Source organism: Vreelandella indica, assembly GCF_037070225.1.
Lineage (GTDB): Bacteria > Pseudomonadota > Gammaproteobacteria > Pseudomonadales > Halomonadaceae > Vreelandella > Vreelandella arctica.
Genome location: NZ_JBANSO010000013.1, coordinates 19,874 through 40,725, shown reverse-complemented (window position 1 = coordinate 40,725; position 20,852 = coordinate 19,874). Strand labels below are relative to the sequence as shown.

The 20,852-nt window shown below is 53.0% G+C and carries 17 protein-coding genes and 1 tRNA gene; 10 read left to right on the top strand and 8 right to left on the bottom strand.

All coding sequences use genetic code 11. From position 1 onward, the window contains the following. Positions 1–107: 107 nt before the first annotated feature. Positions 108–2,240 (bottom strand): TonB-dependent receptor domain-containing protein, encoded by a 2,133-nt coding sequence (locus tag V8L71_RS10710; protein WP_336274118.1) that lies wholly within the window; start codon positions 2,238–2,240, stop codon positions 108–110. 311 nt (positions 2,241–2,551) lie between these two features. Here V8L71_RS10710 and V8L71_RS10705 point away from each other — a divergent pair, with 311 nt between their 5' ends. The 5 genes from V8L71_RS10705 to V8L71_RS10685 all read left to right on the top strand — a co-directional run bounded on the left by V8L71_RS10705 (position 2,552) and on the right by V8L71_RS10685 (position 8,288). Further along, complete coding sequence (locus V8L71_RS10705; protein WP_431313177.1) at positions 2,552–3,463, top strand: ABC transporter substrate-binding protein; 912 nt, start codon at positions 2,552–2,554, stop codon at positions 3,461–3,463. Positions 3,464–3,537: 74 nt separating this feature from the next. Then, positions 3,538–4,482: a FecCD family ABC transporter permease gene (locus V8L71_RS10700; protein ID WP_336274147.1), complete on the top strand. Its 945-nt coding sequence runs from the start codon at positions 3,538–3,540 to the stop codon at positions 4,480–4,482. A 38-nt stretch (positions 4,483–4,520) separates the two neighbouring features. Further along, positions 4,521–5,618 carry a FecCD family ABC transporter permease gene (locus tag V8L71_RS10695; protein WP_431313176.1) on the top strand — a complete coding sequence of 366 codons (1,098 nt, stop codon included), beginning with the start codon at positions 4,521–4,523 and terminating at the stop codon, positions 5,616–5,618. Further along, positions 5,615–6,442, top strand: coding sequence for an ABC transporter ATP-binding protein (locus V8L71_RS10690; RefSeq protein WP_336274115.1), 828 nt, complete (start codon positions 5,615–5,617; stop codon positions 6,440–6,442). The genes V8L71_RS10695 and V8L71_RS10690 overlap by 4 nt, the downstream gene beginning before the upstream one ends. Before the next feature lie 34 nt (positions 6,443–6,476). Next, on the top strand, positions 6,477–8,288 hold the full coding sequence (locus V8L71_RS10685) for an ABC transporter ATP-binding protein (RefSeq protein WP_336274114.1): 1,812 nt from the start codon (positions 6,477–6,479) through the stop codon (positions 8,286–8,288). A 17-nt stretch (positions 8,289–8,305) separates the two neighbouring features. Here V8L71_RS10685 and V8L71_RS10680 read toward each other — a convergent pair whose 3' ends face one another. Further along, positions 8,306–8,896 (bottom strand): hypothetical protein, encoded by a 591-nt coding sequence (locus V8L71_RS10680; RefSeq protein ID WP_431313175.1) that lies wholly within the window; start codon positions 8,894–8,896, stop codon positions 8,306–8,308. A 145-nt stretch (positions 8,897–9,041) separates the two neighbouring features. On the opposite strand from V8L71_RS10680, the gene V8L71_RS10675 reads away from it, so the two are divergent. From V8L71_RS10675 to V8L71_RS10665, 3 genes are all read left to right on the top strand, one after another. Then, positions 9,042–9,118 (top strand) — tRNA-Ile (locus V8L71_RS10675). Positions 9,119–9,464: 346 nt separating this feature from the next. Continuing rightward, positions 9,465–10,508, top strand: coding sequence for a hypothetical protein (locus tag V8L71_RS10670; protein WP_336274112.1), 1,044 nt, complete (start codon positions 9,465–9,467; stop codon positions 10,506–10,508). 669 nt (positions 10,509–11,177) lie between these two features. Beyond that, positions 11,178–13,178 (top strand): TonB-dependent siderophore receptor, encoded by a 2,001-nt coding sequence (locus V8L71_RS10665; RefSeq protein ID WP_336274111.1) that lies wholly within the window; start codon positions 11,178–11,180, stop codon positions 13,176–13,178. A 77-nt stretch (positions 13,179–13,255) separates the two neighbouring features. Here V8L71_RS10665 and V8L71_RS10660 read toward each other — a convergent pair whose 3' ends face one another. Genes V8L71_RS10660 through V8L71_RS10650 form a run of 3 tightly spaced genes read right to left on the bottom strand, consistent with a single transcriptional unit; the run spans position 13,256 to position 14,834 of the window. After that, positions 13,256–13,588 (bottom strand): AzlD domain-containing protein, encoded by a 333-nt coding sequence (locus tag V8L71_RS10660; protein ID WP_336274110.1) that lies wholly within the window; start codon positions 13,586–13,588, stop codon positions 13,256–13,258. Continuing rightward, complete coding sequence (locus V8L71_RS10655) at positions 13,585–14,307, bottom strand: AzlC family ABC transporter permease (RefSeq protein WP_336274109.1); 723 nt, start codon at positions 14,305–14,307, stop codon at positions 13,585–13,587. The genes V8L71_RS10660 and V8L71_RS10655 overlap by 4 nt, the downstream gene beginning before the upstream one ends. Further along, positions 14,304–14,834, bottom strand: a complete 531-nt coding sequence (locus tag V8L71_RS10650; RefSeq protein WP_336274108.1) for a helix-turn-helix domain-containing protein — start codon at positions 14,832–14,834, stop codon at positions 14,304–14,306. Before V8L71_RS10650 ends, V8L71_RS10655 begins: the two co-directional genes overlap by 4 nt. A gap of 143 nt (positions 14,835–14,977) precedes the next feature. On the opposite strand from V8L71_RS10650, the gene V8L71_RS10645 reads away from it, so the two are divergent. Then, a complete protein-coding gene (locus tag V8L71_RS10645; protein ID WP_336274107.1) occupies positions 14,978–16,282 on the top strand; it encodes an MFS transporter in 1,305 nt (434 codons plus the stop codon). A gap of 54 nt (positions 16,283–16,336) precedes the next feature. Here the strand turns inward: V8L71_RS10645 and sstT are convergent, their stop codons facing one another. The 3 genes from sstT to V8L71_RS10630 form a co-directional block, all read right to left on the bottom strand. After that, positions 16,337–17,560, bottom strand: a complete 1,224-nt coding sequence (gene sstT / locus V8L71_RS10640) for a serine/threonine transporter SstT (RefSeq protein WP_336274106.1) — start codon at positions 17,558–17,560, stop codon at positions 16,337–16,339. A gap of 164 nt (positions 17,561–17,724) precedes the next feature. Next, positions 17,725–18,066 carry a hypothetical protein gene (locus V8L71_RS10635; protein WP_336274105.1) on the bottom strand — a complete coding sequence of 114 codons (342 nt, stop codon included), beginning with the start codon at positions 18,064–18,066 and terminating at the stop codon, positions 17,725–17,727. Positions 18,067–18,200: 134 nt separating this feature from the next. Continuing rightward, positions 18,201–18,824 carry a CDP-alcohol phosphatidyltransferase family protein gene (locus V8L71_RS10630; RefSeq protein ID WP_336274104.1) on the bottom strand — a complete coding sequence of 208 codons (624 nt, stop codon included), beginning with the start codon at positions 18,822–18,824 and terminating at the stop codon, positions 18,201–18,203. Positions 18,825–19,098: 274 nt separating this feature from the next. Between V8L71_RS10630 and V8L71_RS10625 the strand changes: the two genes are divergently transcribed. Beyond that, positions 19,099–20,748 carry a DASS family sodium-coupled anion symporter gene (locus V8L71_RS10625; RefSeq protein WP_336274103.1) on the top strand — a complete coding sequence of 550 codons (1,650 nt, stop codon included), beginning with the start codon at positions 19,099–19,101 and terminating at the stop codon, positions 20,746–20,748. Positions 20,749–20,852 lie beyond the last annotated feature (104 nt).

Sequence of the window (20,852 nt, the reverse complement as noted above, 5' to 3'; positions counted from 1 at the left end):
CGATAGCCGCTTTTTTGGCTAAGAAGAGCGCGTGCTAATTATCAAAAAAGCCCCGGCGCATAGCCGGGGCAGAAGTCAGCATTGAAACAGTAGCGAGCTGAAACGGGTTAGAACTCGTAACGGGCGGACAGCCACAGGCGGCGGCCTTCCTCACTATTGGCGTATACATTGCCAAAGCTAGTACCATCGCCATAGGCGCGGTAGTCAACGAAGTCTTTATCAAACAGGTTGTAGATCGTGGCGCTTAGGTTAAGGCTGTCGGACACCGCGTAATTACCGCCCAGGTGAAACAGTGAGTAGGCTTTAAAATCACCTAAATCATCATAGGAAGGAGCGCCACGAACGCTTTCACGATTACGGTAGCGTTCGCTGCGGTACTCCGCGGAGAGCCACGTGTCCAGTTTCGCAGTGGTTTGCCAGCGCAGCGTGGCATTGACCGCGTGCTCTGGGGTATCGGTAAGCGGATCGCCTTCATTTTCGCCGCTTTGCTGTTCACTATCGGTATAGGTGTAATTGGCATTCAAACGCCAATCGGGATTGAACTGATAGCTGGCGGCTAGCTCGATGCCCTGGGTGATGGCTTCATCAATATTGATATCTTGGCCATACAGACCGTCGGGAATCAGCGGATCGTTTTCGATCAAGATATCGTTGCCACTGGCGATCTTGTCGTCAAACTGGTTGTAGAACAGCGTCGCGCTGGCGGTGAAACCCTGTTGATTATCGTAGTGAGCGCCGATCTCGCTGCTGGTGCTGGTTTCCGGCTCCAAGTCAGGGTTACCGATGGTCAGCACGGTACCCTGTCCGGTGACACCATTAATGCCAGCGTGTAGCGCATTAAGCGTTGGGGTCTTATAGCCGCGGCTAACACCGCCTTTTAGCGTCCACTCCGGGGTAGTATTCCAAACCAAGTAGCCGCGTGGGCTGAACTGGCTGCCAAAAGCATCGTGGTGGTCATAGCGACCGCCTAGAGTCAGGGCTAAGTCCTCTTGCAACAGCCACTCATCTTCAGCAAATAGCGACCAAGTGGTTTGCTCGAAAGTCTCCCCTGCAAGGCCATCATCAAGTTCTGCATCCCACCACTGCATCCCTACCGTGGTCATATGATTGTCTAACGGCATGATGAACTTGCTATCGAGCACCGTATTAGTGGTCTCAAGCTCGCGCGGGTCCCCGCCGACAATGCCTGGAAAACCGTCGTAAGCCTCACCTATTGCGCCTGGAATGGTGCGCCCTTTGGTTTCGGTGGTATTGCGCATTAGGCTAGTTTCCAACGTGCCTGATGCAAACCGACCCGTGTGGCCAATCGCGACTTGTTCACGCTCAAAGCGCAGTTCGTCAGAGTAGCCAAATGCTTCGCCTGGTTCCGGGTCGCAGCTACGAGTGCGTCCGTCAAGCGTGCCTAACTGGCATTCATCGTTGTTATAGCGCTGTCGGTTTACTTCACCATCAACCCAGAGGTCATTGTTGTCATCCGGTGTCCAGGTCAGCTTGCCGCCCAGGTTGTAAATATCGCCCTCGACCGGGCTGGGGCCGCGCTGGCTTACTTCAATCGGGTCACCGTTCTCGTCGCTATAGACAAGCTCGGAGGCGTCGCGCTCATAGAAGCGTCCGCGCAGTTGAACGCCCAGTGTATCTGCCACTAATGGGCCACTGGTATAGAGGTTGATTTCCCGGCGGTCGCCAAAATCACGATCCTGGTTAAAGGTATTCTCAACGCCCACGGAACCTGTCCACTCACGGCCAACGCGGCGGGTAATAATGTTGATGACACCGCCCATGGCATCGGAGCCATAAAGCGTCGACATCGGCCCACGAATAACCTCAATGCGCTCGATGCTGGATACGGGGGGGAAGAAGCTGGTCGAGGTTTCCCCAAAGCCGTTAGGCGTAACGCTGCCCGCCGCATTCTGACGCCGTCCGTCGATCAGTATCAATGTGTAGTCGCTCGGCATACCGCGGATGCTGATATTACTGCCACCCGTTTTACCCACTTGGCCACCTACATCGACGCCTTCAATATCGCGCAGGGCATCGGCAATGCTAGTGACACGCGTGCGCTCAAGCTCCTCACGTGAGATCACCGAGATACTAGCCGGGGCGTCTACCATGGCTTGCTCAAAGCCACTGGCAGATACCACCATATTGTCTAACTGAGTAGTGTCTTGCGCATAGGCGCCCGAAGAGACAGCGGCTAGTGCAATGGCACTGGTTAATGTGCGACGCGTAAAGTCTTGCATGAAAACCCCTTGGTAATACGATTCGATTGCTTATGATATTAATTATCAAATAGGGTTGAGAGTCTAAAAAGAAAAGTTCCTATTTGCGATGCAAAATTGAGGAACGATTTGTTGCATAAAATGAAACGTATAAGCCGGCGATGGGTTGCAAGAAGTGGAACGTAGGATTCTACCGAATAGTAGTGCAGGCGCTTTTGAGAATCGTTACTATCTATCTCAACGTTTTGTCTTGAGAGAAAGCTATGTGGGTTAAAACGATATCAAAAACTGCCAGCCTTGCGACTATTCACGCTAAGAACCAGCGTCTCAGCATGGCTATCGCGCTGTGTGCCTTGATCTTCACTGTTTTAGGGGCAACTACTGCGCAAGCTCGCACACTAGAAACCGCTTTTGGAGAAGTAAGCGTTGAGGGAACCCCGGAGCGCGTTGTAACGCTGTACGAAGGTGCGCTGGACGCCGCCGTGGCGGCAGGCGTGAACCCACTAGGTGCTGTTACCACCCGTGGTGGCGACAACGTGGCGAGCTACATTGAAGCGCATCTTGGTGACGACCGGCCGGCGATTATGGGTGTGGTGCGGGAGATCAACATCGAAGCCGTGTTGGCGCAGCAGCCGGATCTGATTTTGGCCCCCGCCCAGCTCTCTGATGAGCAGTATCAGCTGCTTTCACGCATTGCGCCCACAGTGGTGCCACCAACCCAGCCACTTGCACCGGATAACTGGAAAGACGAAGCCCGCCTTTACGGTGAAGCGCTTAATCGACAAGAGGCGATTGCAGAGGCCATTGAGGCCGTGGAACAGCGCGCTGCAGATGTGGCCGAGGCAGTGGAGGCCGCAGGCGTTGGTGGCAGTACGTTTTTAGTTCGCTGGATGCCCGGTGGCCCAATGGTCATGTCGCAAAACCTCTTCTCAGCAGGGCTTTTAGCCCAAGCCGGTTTGGATGTTCAGGACGGCGGATTAGTGGGTGAGCGTGGCGTGCATAGCGATGTACTTAGTTTGGAAAACCTTTCACAAGTAGACGGCGACTGGCTTTTCCTGGCAACGCTAAACGAGGATGGCCAGGCGGCATTGGAAGCGGCCAAACAGAGCAGTGCCTTTACGCGGCTTAATGTCGTGCAGCAAGAGCGAGTGGTTCCGGTAGATGGCCAACTATGGACCAGCGCCAACGGCCCGCTAGCGGCCCAAGCGATCCTTGATGATATAGAGGCGGCGCTATTGCCGTGACAGTTCCGTCTTTTGCAACGACTAACCTCCGTACCCATCCGCGTACGCTGATACTGCTACTCCTCACCGCCTTAATGGCGGTGAGCCTCGCTAGCCTACTGATTGGCGCGGGAAGTGTTGGCCCCGGTCGGGTGTTGGCGCTACTTTTCGGTGCCCAGGATAGCGAAGCGCATTTTATCGTGTGGGAGCTGCGCGCACCGCGAACGTTAATCGGCATCGTGGTGGGGATGGCGTTAGGGGTGGCGGGGGCGCTGTTGCAAGCGGTGGCGCGCAATCCACTGGCTGAACCGGGCCTTTTAGGCGTTAGCGCGGGTGCGGCATTTGCCGTGGCGCTGGCGCTAGTGCTCGGCGCCAGTGCCGCTACCTTGCGTATTGCAGTGGCGCAGCTAGGTGCGTTGGTGGGCTGCGTTTGCGTATTGAGCGTGGCGCGCTTTCGCGGGGTAGGTAATGATCCTATTCGGCTTGTGCTCGCCGGGGCTGCGTTTTCTGGGCTGCTGACCTCACTCACCTCATTGATACTGCTTTATGATCAGCGCGCCGCGGATGAAATTCGCTTCTGGGTGATCGGCAGTTTGGCAGGCCGCCGCTTAGACGACTTGCTAGCGGTGCTGCCCAGTATGTTGGTTGCGGCTATGGTCGTTATATTGACCGCCCGGCCATTAGCCGCGCTGGCCTTAGGCGAACGGGTTGCGTCGGGATTAGGTCACCACCCTAACCTTATTCGCTGGCTGGTCGTGGCCTGTGTGGCGCTATTGGTTGGCGCGGCCACTGCTATCGCCGGGCCAATCGCCTTTGTCGGGCTGGTGGTACCGTTTGTTGCACGGGCCTTTGCCGGGCCTGATATTCGCCGCACGCTGCTGTTTTGTCTGCCCATTGGGCCACTGATCGTGTTAGCCGCCGATATCATTTCGCGTGTTGTGGTCGCCCCTTCAGAGTTACCGCTGGGCGTACTCACTGCGCTATGCGGTGCACCTGTATTGATAGCGGTCGTGCGCGCGCGCCGCCTACCGATGTTATGAGCCGGTTCATGAAAACCACATCAATTAAATCCACCTCTATGCCTTTCATTCATGACACCCAAGCAGCTTTGGGTGACAACGACTCAGTCTCGCCGCCCCAAGGGTACTGGCGATTCGCTTGGCGCCATCAACAGGGCGCGAAAAGCGTACTGTTTGAACAGCGTGCGGTGGTGGTCAATCTGGGCCTATTCGGCGCGCTGCTGGTCGCCAGCGTTATTTATCTAAGTCTGGGCAGCGTTAAGGTCGCCCCGACAGCGGTGTTACAAGCGCTGGTGGGCAACGCTGACATGATGGCAGCCTTTGTGGTGCAAGAGCTACGCTTGCCACGGTTGGCTGCCGCCTGTTTTACCGGTGCTGCCTTCGCACTGGCAGGCATTTTGATGCAAACGTTAGCCCGCAATCGCCTAGCGACGCCGGGTATTATCGGCATTGATAATGGCGCAACGGCGTTTGCCGTGGCATCCATCGTCGGGATAGGTGTTTCAATTGCACCGCCCGCCATGGCATTGGCAGGAGCGACCACGGCGGCAGTGCTTACCTTTGGTTTAGCGGCGGGCAGTGGCACCCAGGGTTACCGTTTTATCGTTGCCGGGATTGGCGTTGGTGCGGTATTTGGCGCGGTGACGCAGCTGCTGCTCGCCCGGGTGGCGATTGATACCGCCAACGCCGCCTACCCCTGGACGGTCGGCTCGCTTAATGCCCGACCTAGCGGCGCGCTACAGCTATTAATGCTCGGGTTAGCGTTAGGGCTGGCCACCGCTCTGGTGCTGGCCCGTTCACTAACGCTGCTACGTTTTAAAGATGCCTCCGCCAGCGGTTTGGGGGTTAACGTCAAACGACGCCGGCTGGAAGTGCTGCTGCTGTCGGTTGCGCTGACGGGGTTGGCGGTCGCTGTTGCCGGGCCAGTAGGTATGGTGGGGCTAATTGGCCCCGAAATTGCCCGGTCGCTCTCGAGTTCACGGGGGGTACCTATCATGGCGGCAACGCTGGCGGGGGCATTAGTGATGGTGATCGCTGATTTAGCCGGGCGCACGCTGCTCGCTCCCATCGAGATTCCGGTGGGTATTGTCACTGCAGTGGTGGGTGGCCCCTGGCTACTTTGGATATTAATGCGCCCGCAACGGAGCTACACATGAGCCATTCCCCGTCGACATCAATGTCCTTATCAATGCCTTCGCTGGCGACCCAATCGCTCGGCATGAGTTATGGCGCCCGGCAGGTGATTGATGGCTTGGATATTACCCTACCCAGCGGCCAAGTCACCGCCATTGTGGGCCCCAACGGCTGCGGAAAATCGACGCTACTGGCCGGGCTTGCGCGCCTGCATAAACCTGATAGCGGAACGGTGTTGCTGGACGGTGCCGATATTCAGCGCCTGCCCACCCGCCAGTTGGCGATGCAGCTGGCGCTATTGCCTCAAGAGGCCGTTGCGCCTGAAGGCTTAACCGTGACCGAACTGATCCGCTTTGGCCGTCAGCCCCATCAAGGGTGGCTCCGCCAGTGGTCAGCGGAGGACCAGCGAGTCGTCCAGCATGCGCTGGCTGCAGCAGGGCTTGAGCAACTCGCCGATCGGCCGATTGACGCGCTTTCCGGTGGTCAGCGGCAACGCGCCTGGATTGCAATGACCATCGCCCAGCAAACGCCGCTACTGCTGCTGGATGAACCTACTTCGGCACTGGATCTTGGCCACCAGATCGAAGTGTTCGAACTGGTTCAGCACCTCGCCCATCACGGTCGCACTGTGGTGATGGTACTGCACGACCTCGCCAGTGCCTGCCGCTACGCGGATCACTTAATCGCCATGCGGGAAGGGCAAATTGTGGCGGAAGGGCCGCCCGCCACCGTGGTCACTCAAGATTTAGTACGCACGCTTTATCAAGTAGAGTGCACACTATTAACTGATCCTGATACCGGTAGCCCGCTGCTTGCCAATGTGCGGCGCTCATCGGTGAGTGGCTAGCTTAGACCTACAACAATCTTAGAAAGGAATACTTGTGTCCTCTCCTGCGCACAGTTTTCAAGCTTTGGTGCGGCTACTGCGCTACGCCAAGGGCTATCGGCGACGCATTATTGCCGCCACTACCTGTTCAGTTATCAACAAGCTGTTTGATATTGCCCCAGAGATTTTGATTGGTGTCGCCATTGATGTGGTGGTGAATCAAGAGCAGAGCTTTGTGGCAAGTTTAGGATTTGAAACGCCCCAACAGCAGATCACGATGCTGGCGGTACTGACGTTCTTTATCTGGGCAGGGGAGTCGCTGTTTGAGTACCTGTTCCAGATTCTATGGCGCAACTTAGCCCAGCGGCTACAGGCGGATATGCGCCAGGATACTTATGAGCAGGCCCAGCGGCTGGATATGGCGTTCTTTGAGTCGAAAAGCTCCGGCCAGCTTGTGGCCACCATGAACGATGATGTGAACCAGCTTGAGCGCTTTCTGGATGGCGGAGCCAACGCGCTGATTCAGGTGATGGTCACCGTGGTAGCCGTGGGTGCGGTGTTCTTCGTGCTTTCGCCGCTAATCGCGCTGCTGGCGTTTACCCCGATTCCGCTGATTATCTGGGGGGCGTTCTTCTTTCAGCGTAAAGCTGGGCCACTTTACAGCGACGTGCGTGAGAAGGTCGGTGATTTGGCCAGCCGGTTAACCAATAACCTCAGCGGTATCGCCACGATTAAGAGCTTTACCAGCGAAGACCGCGAAGCCGAGCGCCTGCGCGATGCCAGCGAAGCCTATGTAGAAGCTAACCGCCGCGCGATCAAGGTTAGCTCCGCGTTTATTCCGGTCATTCGCATGGCGATTTTGGCAGGCTTTCTCGCCACCTTTACCGTGGGCGGCATGATGGCGCTCAACGGCTCACTAAATGTGGGCGCTTACGGCGTGTTGGTGTTTCTAACCCAGCGACTGCTCTGGCCGCTCACCGGCCTGGCTCAGGTGATTGACCTGTTTGAGCGTGCCATGGCGAGCACGCGGCGCATTCTTGACCTGCTCGAAGTGCCGATTACGGTCAAAGATGACAGCACCACACCACTTACCCAGCCAGTACGCGGTGAAGTAACGATTGATAATGTGAGTTTTCACTACGCGGCCAGCCTTGTCGGGGTCGATGGCATTCACCTGCACGTGCCAGCGGGCAACACCTTAGCGCTGGTGGGGGCGACGGGATCGGGGAAATCCACCTTGATCAAACTGCTACTGCGTTTTTACGACCCGGAAAGCGGGCGCGTACTGATCGACGGGCAACCAATTACCGACGTCAGCATGAACTCGCTACGCCAGTCGATTGGCCTGGTCAGCCAGGACGTGTATCTTTTTGAAGGCAGCATTCGCGACAATATCGCCTACGGCAAACCTGATGCGGACGAAGCGGCGATTATCGATGCCGCCAAAACCGCCGAAGCGTGGAGCTTTGTCGAAACGTTGCCCCAAGGGCTGGACACGCCAGTAGGTGAGCGAGGCGTGCGGCTTTCCGGCGGCCAGCGCCAGCGGCTTTCTCTAGCCAGAGCGCTGCTTAAAGACCCGCCTATTTTGGTGCTGGATGAAGCCACAAGCGCAGTGGACAACGAAACCGAAGCGGCCATTCAGCGCTCGCTCAAGCGCATCGCCCATGGCCGCACGGTGATTATGATTGCCCACCGGCTCTCTACCATCGTGCATGCCGATGAGATCGTCGTGATTGAGAAAGGCCAAGTGGCTGAGCGCGGCAGCCACACAAGCCTGTTGGAAGCTAATGGCCACTACGCCGCCCAGTGGCGAGTACAAACCGGCGAAGCCCAGGCGGGGGATGTGGAAGTACTTAGCAACTTTTAACGACTATCGATTAACTATTACCTATTAACCAGGAGCGCATTGAGGGTGACGGGCACATGCTCGTCAATCTCTTGATAGCCCAGCATCGACAGCACGGTACGCACTGTAGTGTTTTCCATCAGCGCTCTACCATCCATCGCCATGGGCTCCGCGTGGGTCACGCGTATCTCATTCAAACCTTCGCGAGTAAACCGCAGCGGCACGGATTCCTGCTGGTTAATCATGTCGGACTGAACGCGAAACTCCAGCGTCTCCACCAGTGATTGACCAATATCTAAGCTATCCAACCGCTCGGGTGGCATCTGCGCCACCAGCGTCACTAAAGTGGTATTGGCCAACAAGCCTATCCACGGCGGCAGCTCGCCAAAGCGCTCAAGCACATCCGTTTGGCTAAGTTTTAACGGCAAGCGCAGAGTGCCATCGCTGGAGATATCGCCCTGCAGATCACGCACTTGGTGGTGATGAGTTTGCGGTGCTTCGCCGTTCAACTGAGTAATCGACGCCTGCACCTGGGACTGGGCAGGGTCAAGCTGCCAATCCGCGTGCACGGGCAGCGCCAACAATAAAGGAAATAGAGCAATCAATGCTTTCACAGCGCGTCTCCGCATAAAGAACGGTTCACAAGAGCAATAACTACCCACCCAGACCCTGTGGCTGGCAATAAGTGCCGCAAAAAAGTCCCGCAATGCCATTAAGATAGCACGATGGGGGTAGCCTCTCTCCGCCACATTCGCTATTATATGCACGCTTTTCGGGCCTATAGCTCAGTTGGTTAGAGCAGGGGACTCATAATCCCTTGGTCGTAGGTTCAAGTCCTACTGGGCCCACCATTTCTATATTTGCTTCCTCCTTCTTCGTTTGCTCCCCCAAGATCGCAGGTTCGACCGCCGAGCGATTAATTTTGCGTGTCTGAGATACAGAAAATTCCCCGGCTGGGGCTATCAGGCTGCCGTCAACTAGTCATGATTGTTGACTAGAGGACGTAATCGGTGGTTTCCTGCTCATAATATCAAGTAAAATTAAATCTCTGATGAGTAATTTGAGTGCTTGTGTTTTTACATGTGCGGACAAGTAAGCCCCGAGATAGAGAGGGCTCGACGCGAGTTGAATCAAAAAGGGACGGGTACCAACTAGCGCAAAAGGTTGTGAATAGGTGGTATCCAGGGGGAAGGCATTGTGGGGAAATTTAATTGTATCTTTTCTAATAAAATAAAAAATGGTTTTGATAAGTGTCTATTTATAATGAAAAAAGAAAACTATTATTTCACTATGATGAAAGGTTTATGGGAGTTTTATTTTGTTAAACCATTTGAAAGTTTTAGGTTTTCTTTATTAGACTCATTTTTGTTGATGAGTTTTAGTATATATATAGGTGTTTTTTGTGGAGTTTTATTTAAAAATTACGTGACTGTCGTTGACGGTTCGATCTTTATTGTATCTGCAGGTTTTGTCGCTGCTTCTCTTAGTTACTTGGCAATTGAAAGTGCTAGAGAATTAAGGGAAAAAGAACTGGAGCGAGTGGATTTAGAAAAAATGGCTGATTTTAGTGTCGAGGTCACAAAAAAGCAAAGAACGGTTTTTGATTTAGGGTCTAAAATCTTCGACGAAATTGATTTATATTTGGATATTTTAGAAGAAAAAGATGATGAAGAAAGTATTTACTTGAATTCATTTGATGAAAATGACGACGACGAAGTTATAGAGCAGTTAGAAAAAATGGAAATAGTTTACAGTAAAAAAACATCTAATAAAATTAGTAAGATATTTAAGCAAAGAAGTAAATTTGTTGACAAAATCAATGAAGTCTATGATGCAAATAATAAGTTAAGTGTTTTGTATTTTAAAATTGAAAGTAATCATGCTCTGGATAATGTTGATATAACAAGTTTGAGCACTATTTTTGATAATAACTTTGATGATTTTAAAAAATCTAGAAGAAGGGTGTATAAAGCTATAGATAAACTTTATTATGATGACATAGTTACCAAAGAAGAAATTTCATCGTTTAGAGAATTTGTTAAAAGTCAAAGAAAAGCATTTGTTTATCAAGAATTCCCAGATCAAATGCTAGTTTATGATGAAGTCGTGTCGATGTTACGAGCACCTGGGTTAAAAGTTTATAAGAAGTCTAATCGTTATTTAATTGTTCAGAATATATGTTTTATGATTTGTTCTTTCGTTATAATGGTGGCATTTGTTAATGGTTTTAAGCTTAAGTAAAATATAGGTTGTAAATTTTTTGTATTATTTTAAATCAATATTTTTGAGCGGTGTTGTTAAGAAATTAAAGATGGTTTTTAGCTGTCTTGAAAATGTTAGTGAATGTAAGGTTTGTTTGTGTATTTCTTTATAGGTTGAATGTGGTTTTTAGTTGTTTTTTTATAATATTTTTATATAGAAATAGTTCTTTGAATAGCTAAATTTTTAGGATTTTTTTAGTTTCTTAATGTCCACAAAGGGTCAATCTTTGTGAAGGGTATAGACTAGTAGAGGCAGGTGCGATGTGAATAAGTATTTGAAAAACGACCAAAGGCAATTATTGGCATGCTATTCACACGGCTCATAGCCCCTTGATCGTAAGTTCAAGTCCTGCCGCGCCCACCAATTTCATGACAAATCCGCCATGCCTCTCGTAGAAGCACACTTGGCGTTTTTTATGCCTGCGTTCCTTCGCCTACCTGTCGTGAAACATTCCGTTCCACAGCCCTGTCTTGCCTCATCGTGCTTATTGTGGATGTGAATAAAAATCCGTATCATTCGCTTTACTATAATAGAGATACGCTTTTTATCACCTTTGAGGCCCTCTTCATGCTCCGGAACACTAAGCCCTTCGCGCGTTTACCGCTCGCTGTCGCTGTGCGACGTTCACTTATCCTACCTCTAGGCGGCATGCTGAGCGTTGTTCCGCTCACGGTGCTTGCTCAAGAAGAAGCCACTTCCAACGACACCGTGGTAGTGACTGCCACTGCGCTAAAGGTGGATACACCGCTTGTAGAAACGCCGCGTCCGGTTTCTAGCGTTGACCGTGAAGAGTTGGAAACCCGCAACGTTCAGCAGCTAGATGAAACGTTCCGCTATCGTGCGGGCGTGCTTTCTGGCCACTATGGTAGTGATAACAACACCGATTGGCTCAAGGTGCGTGGCTTTGATCAATCTACCTATCAAGATGGTCTGCGCATTTACCGTGAAGGGTTTTATCAGTGGCTACCCGAGCCTTATGGGTTGGAGCGTATTGAAGTCTTCAAAGGGCCGTCATCGATTCTCTACGGTGAGGCGCCTCCTGGTGGTTTGATCAATGCGGTAAGCAAGCGTCCTACCGAAACGCCCCAAGGGGAAGTCAATTTGCAGCTTGGCAACCGCAACCATCGCCAAGTTGGGATTGATACCAGCGGGCCGCTGGGTGAGTCAGACGATGTACGCTATCGCTTAGTGGGTATGTACAAAGAGCGCGATGGCGATTTAAACGCGACGGATAACGAGCGTTATTACTTTGCGCCGAGCCTAGCGGTGGATTTTAGCGAAGACACCACCGTCACCTTTTTAGCCAGTGTGCAAAAGGATGACGGCGTACCGGTCAACGGATTTAAGCTACCCTATGGCACCGTCCAAAACACACCTTTCGGGCGTATTGATCCGCAAACCAATTTGAGCGAGCCAGGGTACGATAAGGACACACGTACCCAATGGGGGCTGGGTTATGAGCTTCAACATAACATTAATGACACCTGGGCATTTGAACAAGATTTGCGCTACAGCGAGCTAGATTTAGAGCTGCGCAGCACCTATGCGCTGTCTATGGTCGATGATCGCCGTGCTTCACGCGGGTTGGTATATCGTGATGGCTCCATCGATAGCTGGACTGTCGATAACCGCATGGTGGGTACTTGGTACGGTGATCGTACCGAGAATACGCTGCTGCTAGGGGTTGATTACCAGAACCTAAGCCTGAGTGGCCAGGAAGGGGACGATTACGCATTCGGTGAGCCGATCGACATTTTCGACCCGGTTTATGGTAACTACACACCAATTGCTCAAGATGATCTGTTGAGTCGGGAAATCGACAAAGAGCAGACTGGTTTATATGCCCAAAATCAACTGCGCATAGATGACCGTTGGGTGCTACTGGGTGGTGTGCGTTACGACCAAGCCGAAACGGACAATAGCAACCTGACGGCGGGCACGACCCAGCGTTCAGATGATGACCAGGTATCTTGGTCAGGTGGCGCGATGTATTTGGGTGAAAACGGTGTAAACCCTTATATCAGCTATACTGAGTCGTTTGATCCGGTGGGTCGCGTTGACAGTGATGGCGAGCTTTACGACCCCCGTGAAGGGCGGCAGTGGGAAGCAGGTGTGAAGGTGGCTCCCTTTGGCTGGGATGGCTATGTAACGGCCGCTGTTTTTGATCTACAAGAGAGCAACACGCTGGTGAACTCACCGGCAGGCTTCCAGGTACAAGAAGGGGAGCGCACCTCTCAGGGTTTTGAGCTGGAAGGTGTTGGCTATGTGACCGATAACCTTCGAGTGACAGCGGCATACACCTACAACGATTCGCGCTTGGAAGAAAATGAACGTGCGCCGTTAATTCCGCGTCACCAAGCTTCCACCTGGTTGGATTACGCCTTTACCGGCGGTGCGCTAAATGGCGTTACCCTGGGCGGTGGCATGCGTTATGTGGGCAGTACCGTTGATACCAGTGTCGCAGATAACACAGAAGTGGATAGCTATACCCTGGTGGATGCCATGGTGGGTTACGAATTTGCCGATGGCTGGGAAGCTCAGGTCAACGTTAATAACCTCACCGATAAAGAGTATGTCGCAAGCTGTGAATACTGGTGCTACTACGGCGAATCCCGCAGTGTGATCGGCAGTGTGAAATATAGCTGGTAAGAGGTAAGCCTTTCTTCTTCGCTAAGCCCGGCCACTCGCCGGGCTTTTTGTTGCCTGTGTTAAACGCACAGGCCTTATCAAATGTAGGCTATCACCTGCACTAGTCCAAATACTGCTACCCCAGCCGCCACTGGCCAGCCCAATGAGCGTAATTTCCACCATACCAATAGTGTCACAGTGAGCCCGATGGCCGTTGCGAACCAGGAGATCGCGCTTGGGTTGACCGGCATGATGGATACACCCAGTACCGCCGCAATCATCAGCGGGCCGAGAATGCCAAGCCACTGAGGCATGTTATTAATCCCCGTGGCGCTGTTTAAACGGCGTTGCATCCAGAGGAAAGGCACTACGCGCATGAGCAGAGTCCCCAATGCCGAAACCACGACGGCTAGCCAGAGTGCACTGCTCATGGGTTACACCTCCTCGTTTGAAACTTCACCATATAAAAACAGATCGCGCCGCAGGCGGCTGCCAGCGGAATGGCCACGTTGCTCCAACCATAAAAGGTAAACAATAGCGCGGAGATAATGGTGCAGCTCAGCGCCAGCGCCCAGCGCTTGTCGGTAAAGCGCGGCGCGACCATGGTCAGAAATAGCGCGGGCAGGGCGAAGGGCATCACTTCACCGAGGAGTGGCCAGCGGGCGGTTAACGTTTCCCCTGCCGTTGCTCCGACCATGGTGCCGACTATCCATACCCCCCAAGCCAGCAGTGAGGCGCCGACAAACCAGCCAAATCGTTCAGGGGCAGGCAACTGTGGAAGCCGCGTAAGCGCTAGGGCAAATACCTGGTCTGTGAGGCCATGCATCAGCCAGGGCCAGTGACGGCTGCGCGGTAATAAGTCTGCTAGGTTCGGTCCATAAACCACATGGCGTACGTTTATGAGTAGCGTCATCGCTACCACCAGCCAAAGCGGAGAGCCCGCCGCCACCATGCCAACAAATAGAAATTGCGAGGCCCCGGCGTAAATCAACGCAGAGATCGCGGCGGCTTCCCACATGCTAAACCCCGCCTGGGTGGCGACTACTCCAAACGAGAGTGAAACAGGAACATAGCCGCCCAGCAGAGGAATAGCTTCCCGCACGCCTTTGAAGGCGTTGCGGATTGGGGAGTGGTTGGCAAAGTGGTTCATGGCGTGTCGCCTTTTATGCCGTAGGTGATGGTCATCATCAAGGTGGCTTCTGCTTCTTGGGTACGATAAAGATGCGGCTGGTCAGCGGCGAAAGTGATCGTATCCCCTGGCCGAAGCTTTGTAGTGGCTCCTTCTGGCCCTGCTTCAAGCCAACCGCTAATCAACGTCAGCGATTCGCGCGTGCCGGCGGTATGGGCTTCAGCATGTCGAAGGGTTTGGGGCGCGCAGCGCATCCAATAGGCATCCACTTGTGGGGTATCTTTGCCCTGATCAATTAAGCGTACCTGCACACCATCTTCTCCTAGCGGTACGGTAATGGGCGCCACTAACGTGCCGAAAGGGACATTGAGCTGCACCGCCAGCCGCCAGATAGTATCCAGCGTAGGATTGCCGTTGCCTTGTTCCAGGCGACACAAATTAGATTTGGCAATGCCCGCGTCATTGGCTAACTGCGAAAGTGACCAACCCCGAGCTAATCGCAATGACTGTAAATGTTGGCCTAAGGTGCTAAGGGATAGCTGATCCATTGTGAGTTGCCCGCTGTTCTTTATATAGAACGTTCTATATAAAGAACGCTAGCCTGTCAACGAAAATGTCATGGCTTCAGCTGGCACCCTTTATGCATCTGATTAATGCATTACTCTTAGGTCAGTTGCTACGAGGAAACGCAATGCGTTCATTGGTAATGCTCAAACCGGTTAAATCGATACTGCAGAGCGTGGCGTTGTTGCTGCTGGGCAACGGCTTATTGAATACGCTGCTAACGCTGCGGGGGACTGAGGAGGGCTTTTCCAGTGCGGTGCTAGGGATGATCATGTCCGGCTACTTTGTCGGCTTTATCTGCGGCACCTGGGTGAGCGGGCGCTTGATCCGCCGTATGGGTCACATCCGTACCTTTGGCTTCTGTGCCTCTATTTGTGCATCGGTAGCGCTTCTGCACCTTATCTTTGTTAACCCTTGGGTATGGTTGCCGTTGCGGGTGGTCTACGGGCTTTCGTTTATTACCTTAATCACCGTGATTGAGAGCTGGCTGAATAGCCAAGCCGCCAGCCATGAGCGGGGGCGTATTTTCGCGGTTTATATGGTGGTTAACTTGGGCGCTTTAGCCATTGCTCAGCAGTTGCTGCGGCTCTCTTCGCCGCAAGGCTTTTTGCTCTTCGTGGTCATCGCTATTTTGATCAGTTGGGCGCTGCTACCTATCACCCTCACTCGCCGCGTTCAGCCTACCATTCCCGAGCGACCCAAAAGCAGCCTGCGAGCATTGCTAGGCTTTGCGCCACTAGCGGTGGCTTCAGCGGCATTATCGGGGCTCGCCATGGGGGCTTTTTGGTCGATGACCCCGGTCTATGCGACACAGCTGGGGTTTGATATTGGCGGCGTTGGGCTGGTGATGAGCGTGGCGATTATTGGTGGGGCGTTGCTGCAAATCCCTATTGGGCGTTTCTCTGATAAGCATGACCGCCCACGTGTGATGACCTGGGTGGTGCTCTTGGCAGCGCTGATCGCCGCGGGTATGCCTTTTGCGCCCAGCCATGAAGTGCTGCTGGGGCTCTATTTTATCTGGGGTGGCCTGGCATTTTCCCTCTACCCCCTGGCGGTGGCGCAGCTAATCGACCAACTGCACCCGGATGAAATTGTTTCCGGCTCGGCGGATATGCTGGTGATGCATGGCGCTGGCTGTGCAGTGGCGCCGATTGCGGCGGGCTCACTAATGACGGCAGTGGGTAGCCACGGTCTGCCGATCTATATCGCCTGTGTGTTTACCCTACTGGGGTTGTATGCCATCTATCGTCGCCGCCACGTAACGGCATTGATTACCCACACCGCACATTTTGAGCCGATGGTACAAAGCAGTGCAGGGGCATTAGAAATGATCTTCGATGACACTCAGCGTGATCTATTCGATGATCCGAGTTTTTATGAAGAGGATGAGCGTGAGCGTTTGGCTGGGCTTTTTAAGCCATCCAATAGTTAATGTGGGCAGCGACCGGGAGTGGTACTGACGACAAGCCACTCCCGAACGGAGCATTTACGAACGCTTCGCCTCTTGTGACTGGCAGGCGGCAGCGGTGAAGAGTACATCGGTAGAGGAGTTGAGTGCGGTTTCGGTTGAGTCCTGCACCACGCTAATCACAAAGCCAATCGCCACTGCCTGCATGGCCACTTCGGTGGGAATGCCAAGCAGGTTGGCGGCCATGGGAATCAGCATCAGTGAGCCACCCGCTACGCCTGAAACGCCGCAGGCCGCCAGCGCTGAAACCACGCATAGCAGCAGCGCCGTGGCGAAATCAACATTAATGCCCAGCGTATGAGTCGTGGCCAGGGTGATCACCGTAATCGTAATGGCCGCACCGCACATATTGATCGTTGCGCCCAACGGAATCGAAATAGAGTAGGTGTCAGGATCAAGCTTCAGGCGGCGGCAAAGTTCTAGGTTGACCGGAATATTTGCTGCTGAACTGCGGGTGAAAAAGGCGGTAATCGCGCTCCCCCGTAGGCACGTAAATACTAGTGGATAAGGGTTTTGTCGGGTAGCGACGTACACTAGTAGCGGATTGCTCACCAGCGCGACAAACAGCATGCAGCCCACGATTACACCTAACAGCTGTGCGTAGTTGAGCAGTGCTTCAACGCCAGACTCTGCCAGCGTGCCTGCCACCAAACCCAGGATGCCCAGCGGTGCTAAACGAATGACCAGGGTAACTATGCGGGTAATTGCTGCGGATAAATCGTTTAGTGCTTGGCGGGTGGTGTCGCTGGCTTGGCGCAGCGTTAAACCCAGGCCGATGGCCCAGGCCAAAATAGCGATAAAGTTAGCCTCCATCAATGCACTAACGGGGTTGGCTACGGCGTTCAACAGCAGATCGCGCAGGACGCTAAAAATATCCCCAGGTGGGGTGCCTTCCACTTCACCTGCATTCAATGAAAGCTCTGTAGGAAAAAGAAAACTGGCCGCCACCGCGATGAATGCGGCGATCAGCGTGCCAACCACATACAGCACCAGCACAGGGCGCATGTGGGTAGGTTGGCCTTTTTGATGAGCAGAGATGGCTGCCGCCACCAGTACAAACACCAAAATAGGTGCCACTGCCTGTAAAGCGGCAATAAATAGCTGGCCCAGTAAAGACACATCGCTGGCAACGCCCGGTGCAAACAGGGCGAGCAATACCCCGGCAACGATACCGATTAAAATCTGCGGGATAAGGCCCAGCCGTAAAAGCGGCTGGAAAACTGCGTGGGCGGTGGCGAACATTGCGCAACTCTCAGGTAGTGAAAAGGAGGGCATTACGGCGATGGGCCACTAACGCACCTGAAAGGGGCGTTATTCTATCAGTTGCTTGTATGCTGCGGGCATTCATCAAAAATGCCCCTGCCGAGAACGCGGCCAGGGGCATTGATAAAAGCTAAATTAGCGGGTCAAGCCGCAACAACGCGAACTTGTGCCGGTGCTGTTTTGGGTGCTTTGCGCATTGGTTCGTCATTCTCCGCGAGCAGTTCACTCCCGGTCATCTCTGACGTCATTTCAGCTTTCATTTCTTTATGGCCACGCTGTGTTAAAGCCAGAACTTCAGGGGAAGTGCCCCATTTAAGCAGCATCTCATCCAGCAGTTGCTCGGCTTTTTCAGCTTGCCCCCACTGGCTAAGCAGTTGGGCAATCGCGTAGTCGCACTCGGGAGTGTCGAACAGATCATCCTTGATGTCTTGAATGGCGATTTGAAGGCCTGCCTGGGAAAGGTCGTTTAACGTTTCGCTATGCATATCACGGCTCCGTGTGATTGCGACAGCGGTTAACCTGAGGTAACCGCCTGAATTTGAATGGTACGTGTGAGGTACGAAACTGAGCTTAATATAGCCGCCAATGAGAAGCAAATGCGTAAACAGCCCAGGGTGCGCTAAGGTTTTTCAGGCCTGCGCAGTGTCCAGTAACCTCCCCATAATCTTGTTGCCGTGGTGATGAGACAGGCAATTGAGAACAGTATAGCCAGTATTGAAAAGTGCTTCGGGAATAGGCAAAAAACCACCAGCGCCATCACCGTTTCGGTGCCTTCGGTCAAACCTTCTAAATAGTAGAACGCTTTATTGGGGAAGTGAGGGCGCTCTATTGCCTGCTGTTTGGCCGCAATCGCAAACGCCAAAAACGAGGTGCCGGTGCCGATAAAAGCAAATAGCAGCAAGGCAGCAGCGAGTGCGTTTTGGGCAGGGTTTGCCAGCGCGAACCCCAGCACCACGGCCGCGTAGAAAACAAAATCGAGTCCGATATCAAGAAAGCCGCCAGCGTCGCTCGTAAGACCACTGAGGCGTGCCAAGGCCCCGTCCACACCGTCACCGAGTCTGTTAAGCACAATGACCAGCAGGGCCAACCCATACTGCTCGAATGCCAGCAGCGGTAATGCGGAAATGCCGATTAAAAAAGCAGTTAGCGTCACTTGGTCAGGCGTTATGCCTACTTGCTGCAAGGGGCGTGCGATGCATTTTAAGGGGCGATGGGTAAGCGGCATTGTCCAGCGGTCGAGCACTCGATTCTCCTTAATCTTAATGCATCACTATTTATTTAATAGTTGCGCTAACTTACGCGGGCAATGCACTTATGTCACTGTTAGTAAGCGCTAATAATAAAACTAAAGTCGTTAGACTTTAGTGGTAATTTTGGGCAAATGACTGGACTAATTGCCTATTGCAGTTAATAAAGGGCGCCAAAGGAGATCCAGTATGGCCCTTGGGGCGGCTCATTTATCGCAAAGCTGCCGCCGACCTTTTCTTTTCACTCTGACCGCAAGTGGCGCTTACGTTATGCATAAAACAGCCCTGATGACGGTATGGGATCAGCTATGGCACTCCCACTACCAAGCCAAAAAACTCTTGATGTGCGCGCTGCCCACGGGCGGTGCCGCGAAGGCGGCGGCTTCCAGTGCCAAGCGCGAGCCATCTCATCAACCTAAGCCACCTGCCTATACCAACCCACAGAAAATTGGATTGCTGCTTGGACCGCTGCTGTTCGCTTTTGTGGTGATGTTCTTTCACCCTGAAGATTTAAGCTTTGAAGGGCGTATGGTGTTGGCCACTACGTTGTGGGTGGCGGTGTGGTGGATCACCGAAGCTATCCCCATTCCTGCTACCTCGCTACTGCCCATTATACTATTACCCATTACCGGCGCACTGGATGGCAATACGGTAACGGCGGCGTACGGCAACCCAATTATTTTCCTGTTTCTGGGCGGTTTTATGATCGCCTTAGCGATGGAAAAGTGGGATTTGCACAAGCGTATCGCCCTGTCGATTATTGCCGTATTGGGCACCAGTATTAATAGCATTGTGTTCGGCTTTATGGCCGCGACCGGCTTTTTATCGATGTGGGTATCTAATACAGCGTCGGTGATGATGATGCTGCCTATCGGTACCGCGATTGTTTACCAGGTTAGCCAGGAACTTGAAAAAAGTGATGGGGACCACAGTGACGAAATCGAAAAATTCAGTAAGGCTTTGATTTTTGGTATTGGCTACGGCGGTACCATTGGTGGCCTCGGCACGCTGATTGGCACGCCTCCGAACATTATCCTGGCGGCGATTGTTAATGAGCTGTTTGGTATCGAAATCTCTTTTGCTGGCTGGTTAATGTTTGCTTTCCCTGTCGTGCTGGTGTTGCTGTTTAGCGCGTGGCTGCTACTGACACGGGTATTTTTCAGGATTGAATTTAGTCACTTGCCGGGTGGGCGGGAGCTAATTCACAAAGAGAAAGAGGCCCTGGGTAAAACCAGTTTTGAAGAGAAAGCGGTGCTGGTGGTCTTCCTGTTTGCGGCCTTTATGTGGATTACCCGCTCGTTTTTATGGCAAGGCCAGATCATTAATATCCCCGGCATCAATGACACCATGATCGCGGTGGTCGCGGCCCTGCTGCTGTTTTTGATCCCTTCCAAAAATAAAGGCGGTTGCCTGTTGGGTTGGGATATTGCCAAAGATGTGCCCTGGGGCATTTTACTCCTGTTCGGCGGTGGTTTAGCGATTGCCGCAGGGTTTGGCTCTTCGGGCCTGGCCGAGTGGATCGGTGGGCAAATGAGCGTGCTGGAAGGCGTTAACTTCTTGCTGGTTATTCTCATAGCGACCGGCATGGTGTTGTTCCTTACTGAAATCACCTCAAATACCGCCACGGCCACGATGATTCTGCCGGTGCTAGCGTCGTTGGCCCTTGCACTGGATATTCATCCCTTTGTACTGATGGTGCCCGCCGCCATGGCCGCCAATTGTGCCTTTATGCTCCCGGTGGGTACGCCGCCTAACGCGATTATCTTCGCCACTGGTAAACTCAAAATCATTGAGATGGTGCGCACAGGCTTTTGGATCAACATTATTGCCATGCTACTCATCGTCGCGGCGGTTTATTTCTTGTTGCCGGTGTTATGGAACGTGGATCTAACCAACTATCCCGATGCATTTCGGCGCTGATATAACCCATTAGCAAATCACAGCCTCGCCTTCGGGCGGGGCTTTTTTATAGCTGTTTTGACGTTAATTCACGCACATAAACAATGTTAATAATGGCGACAGGC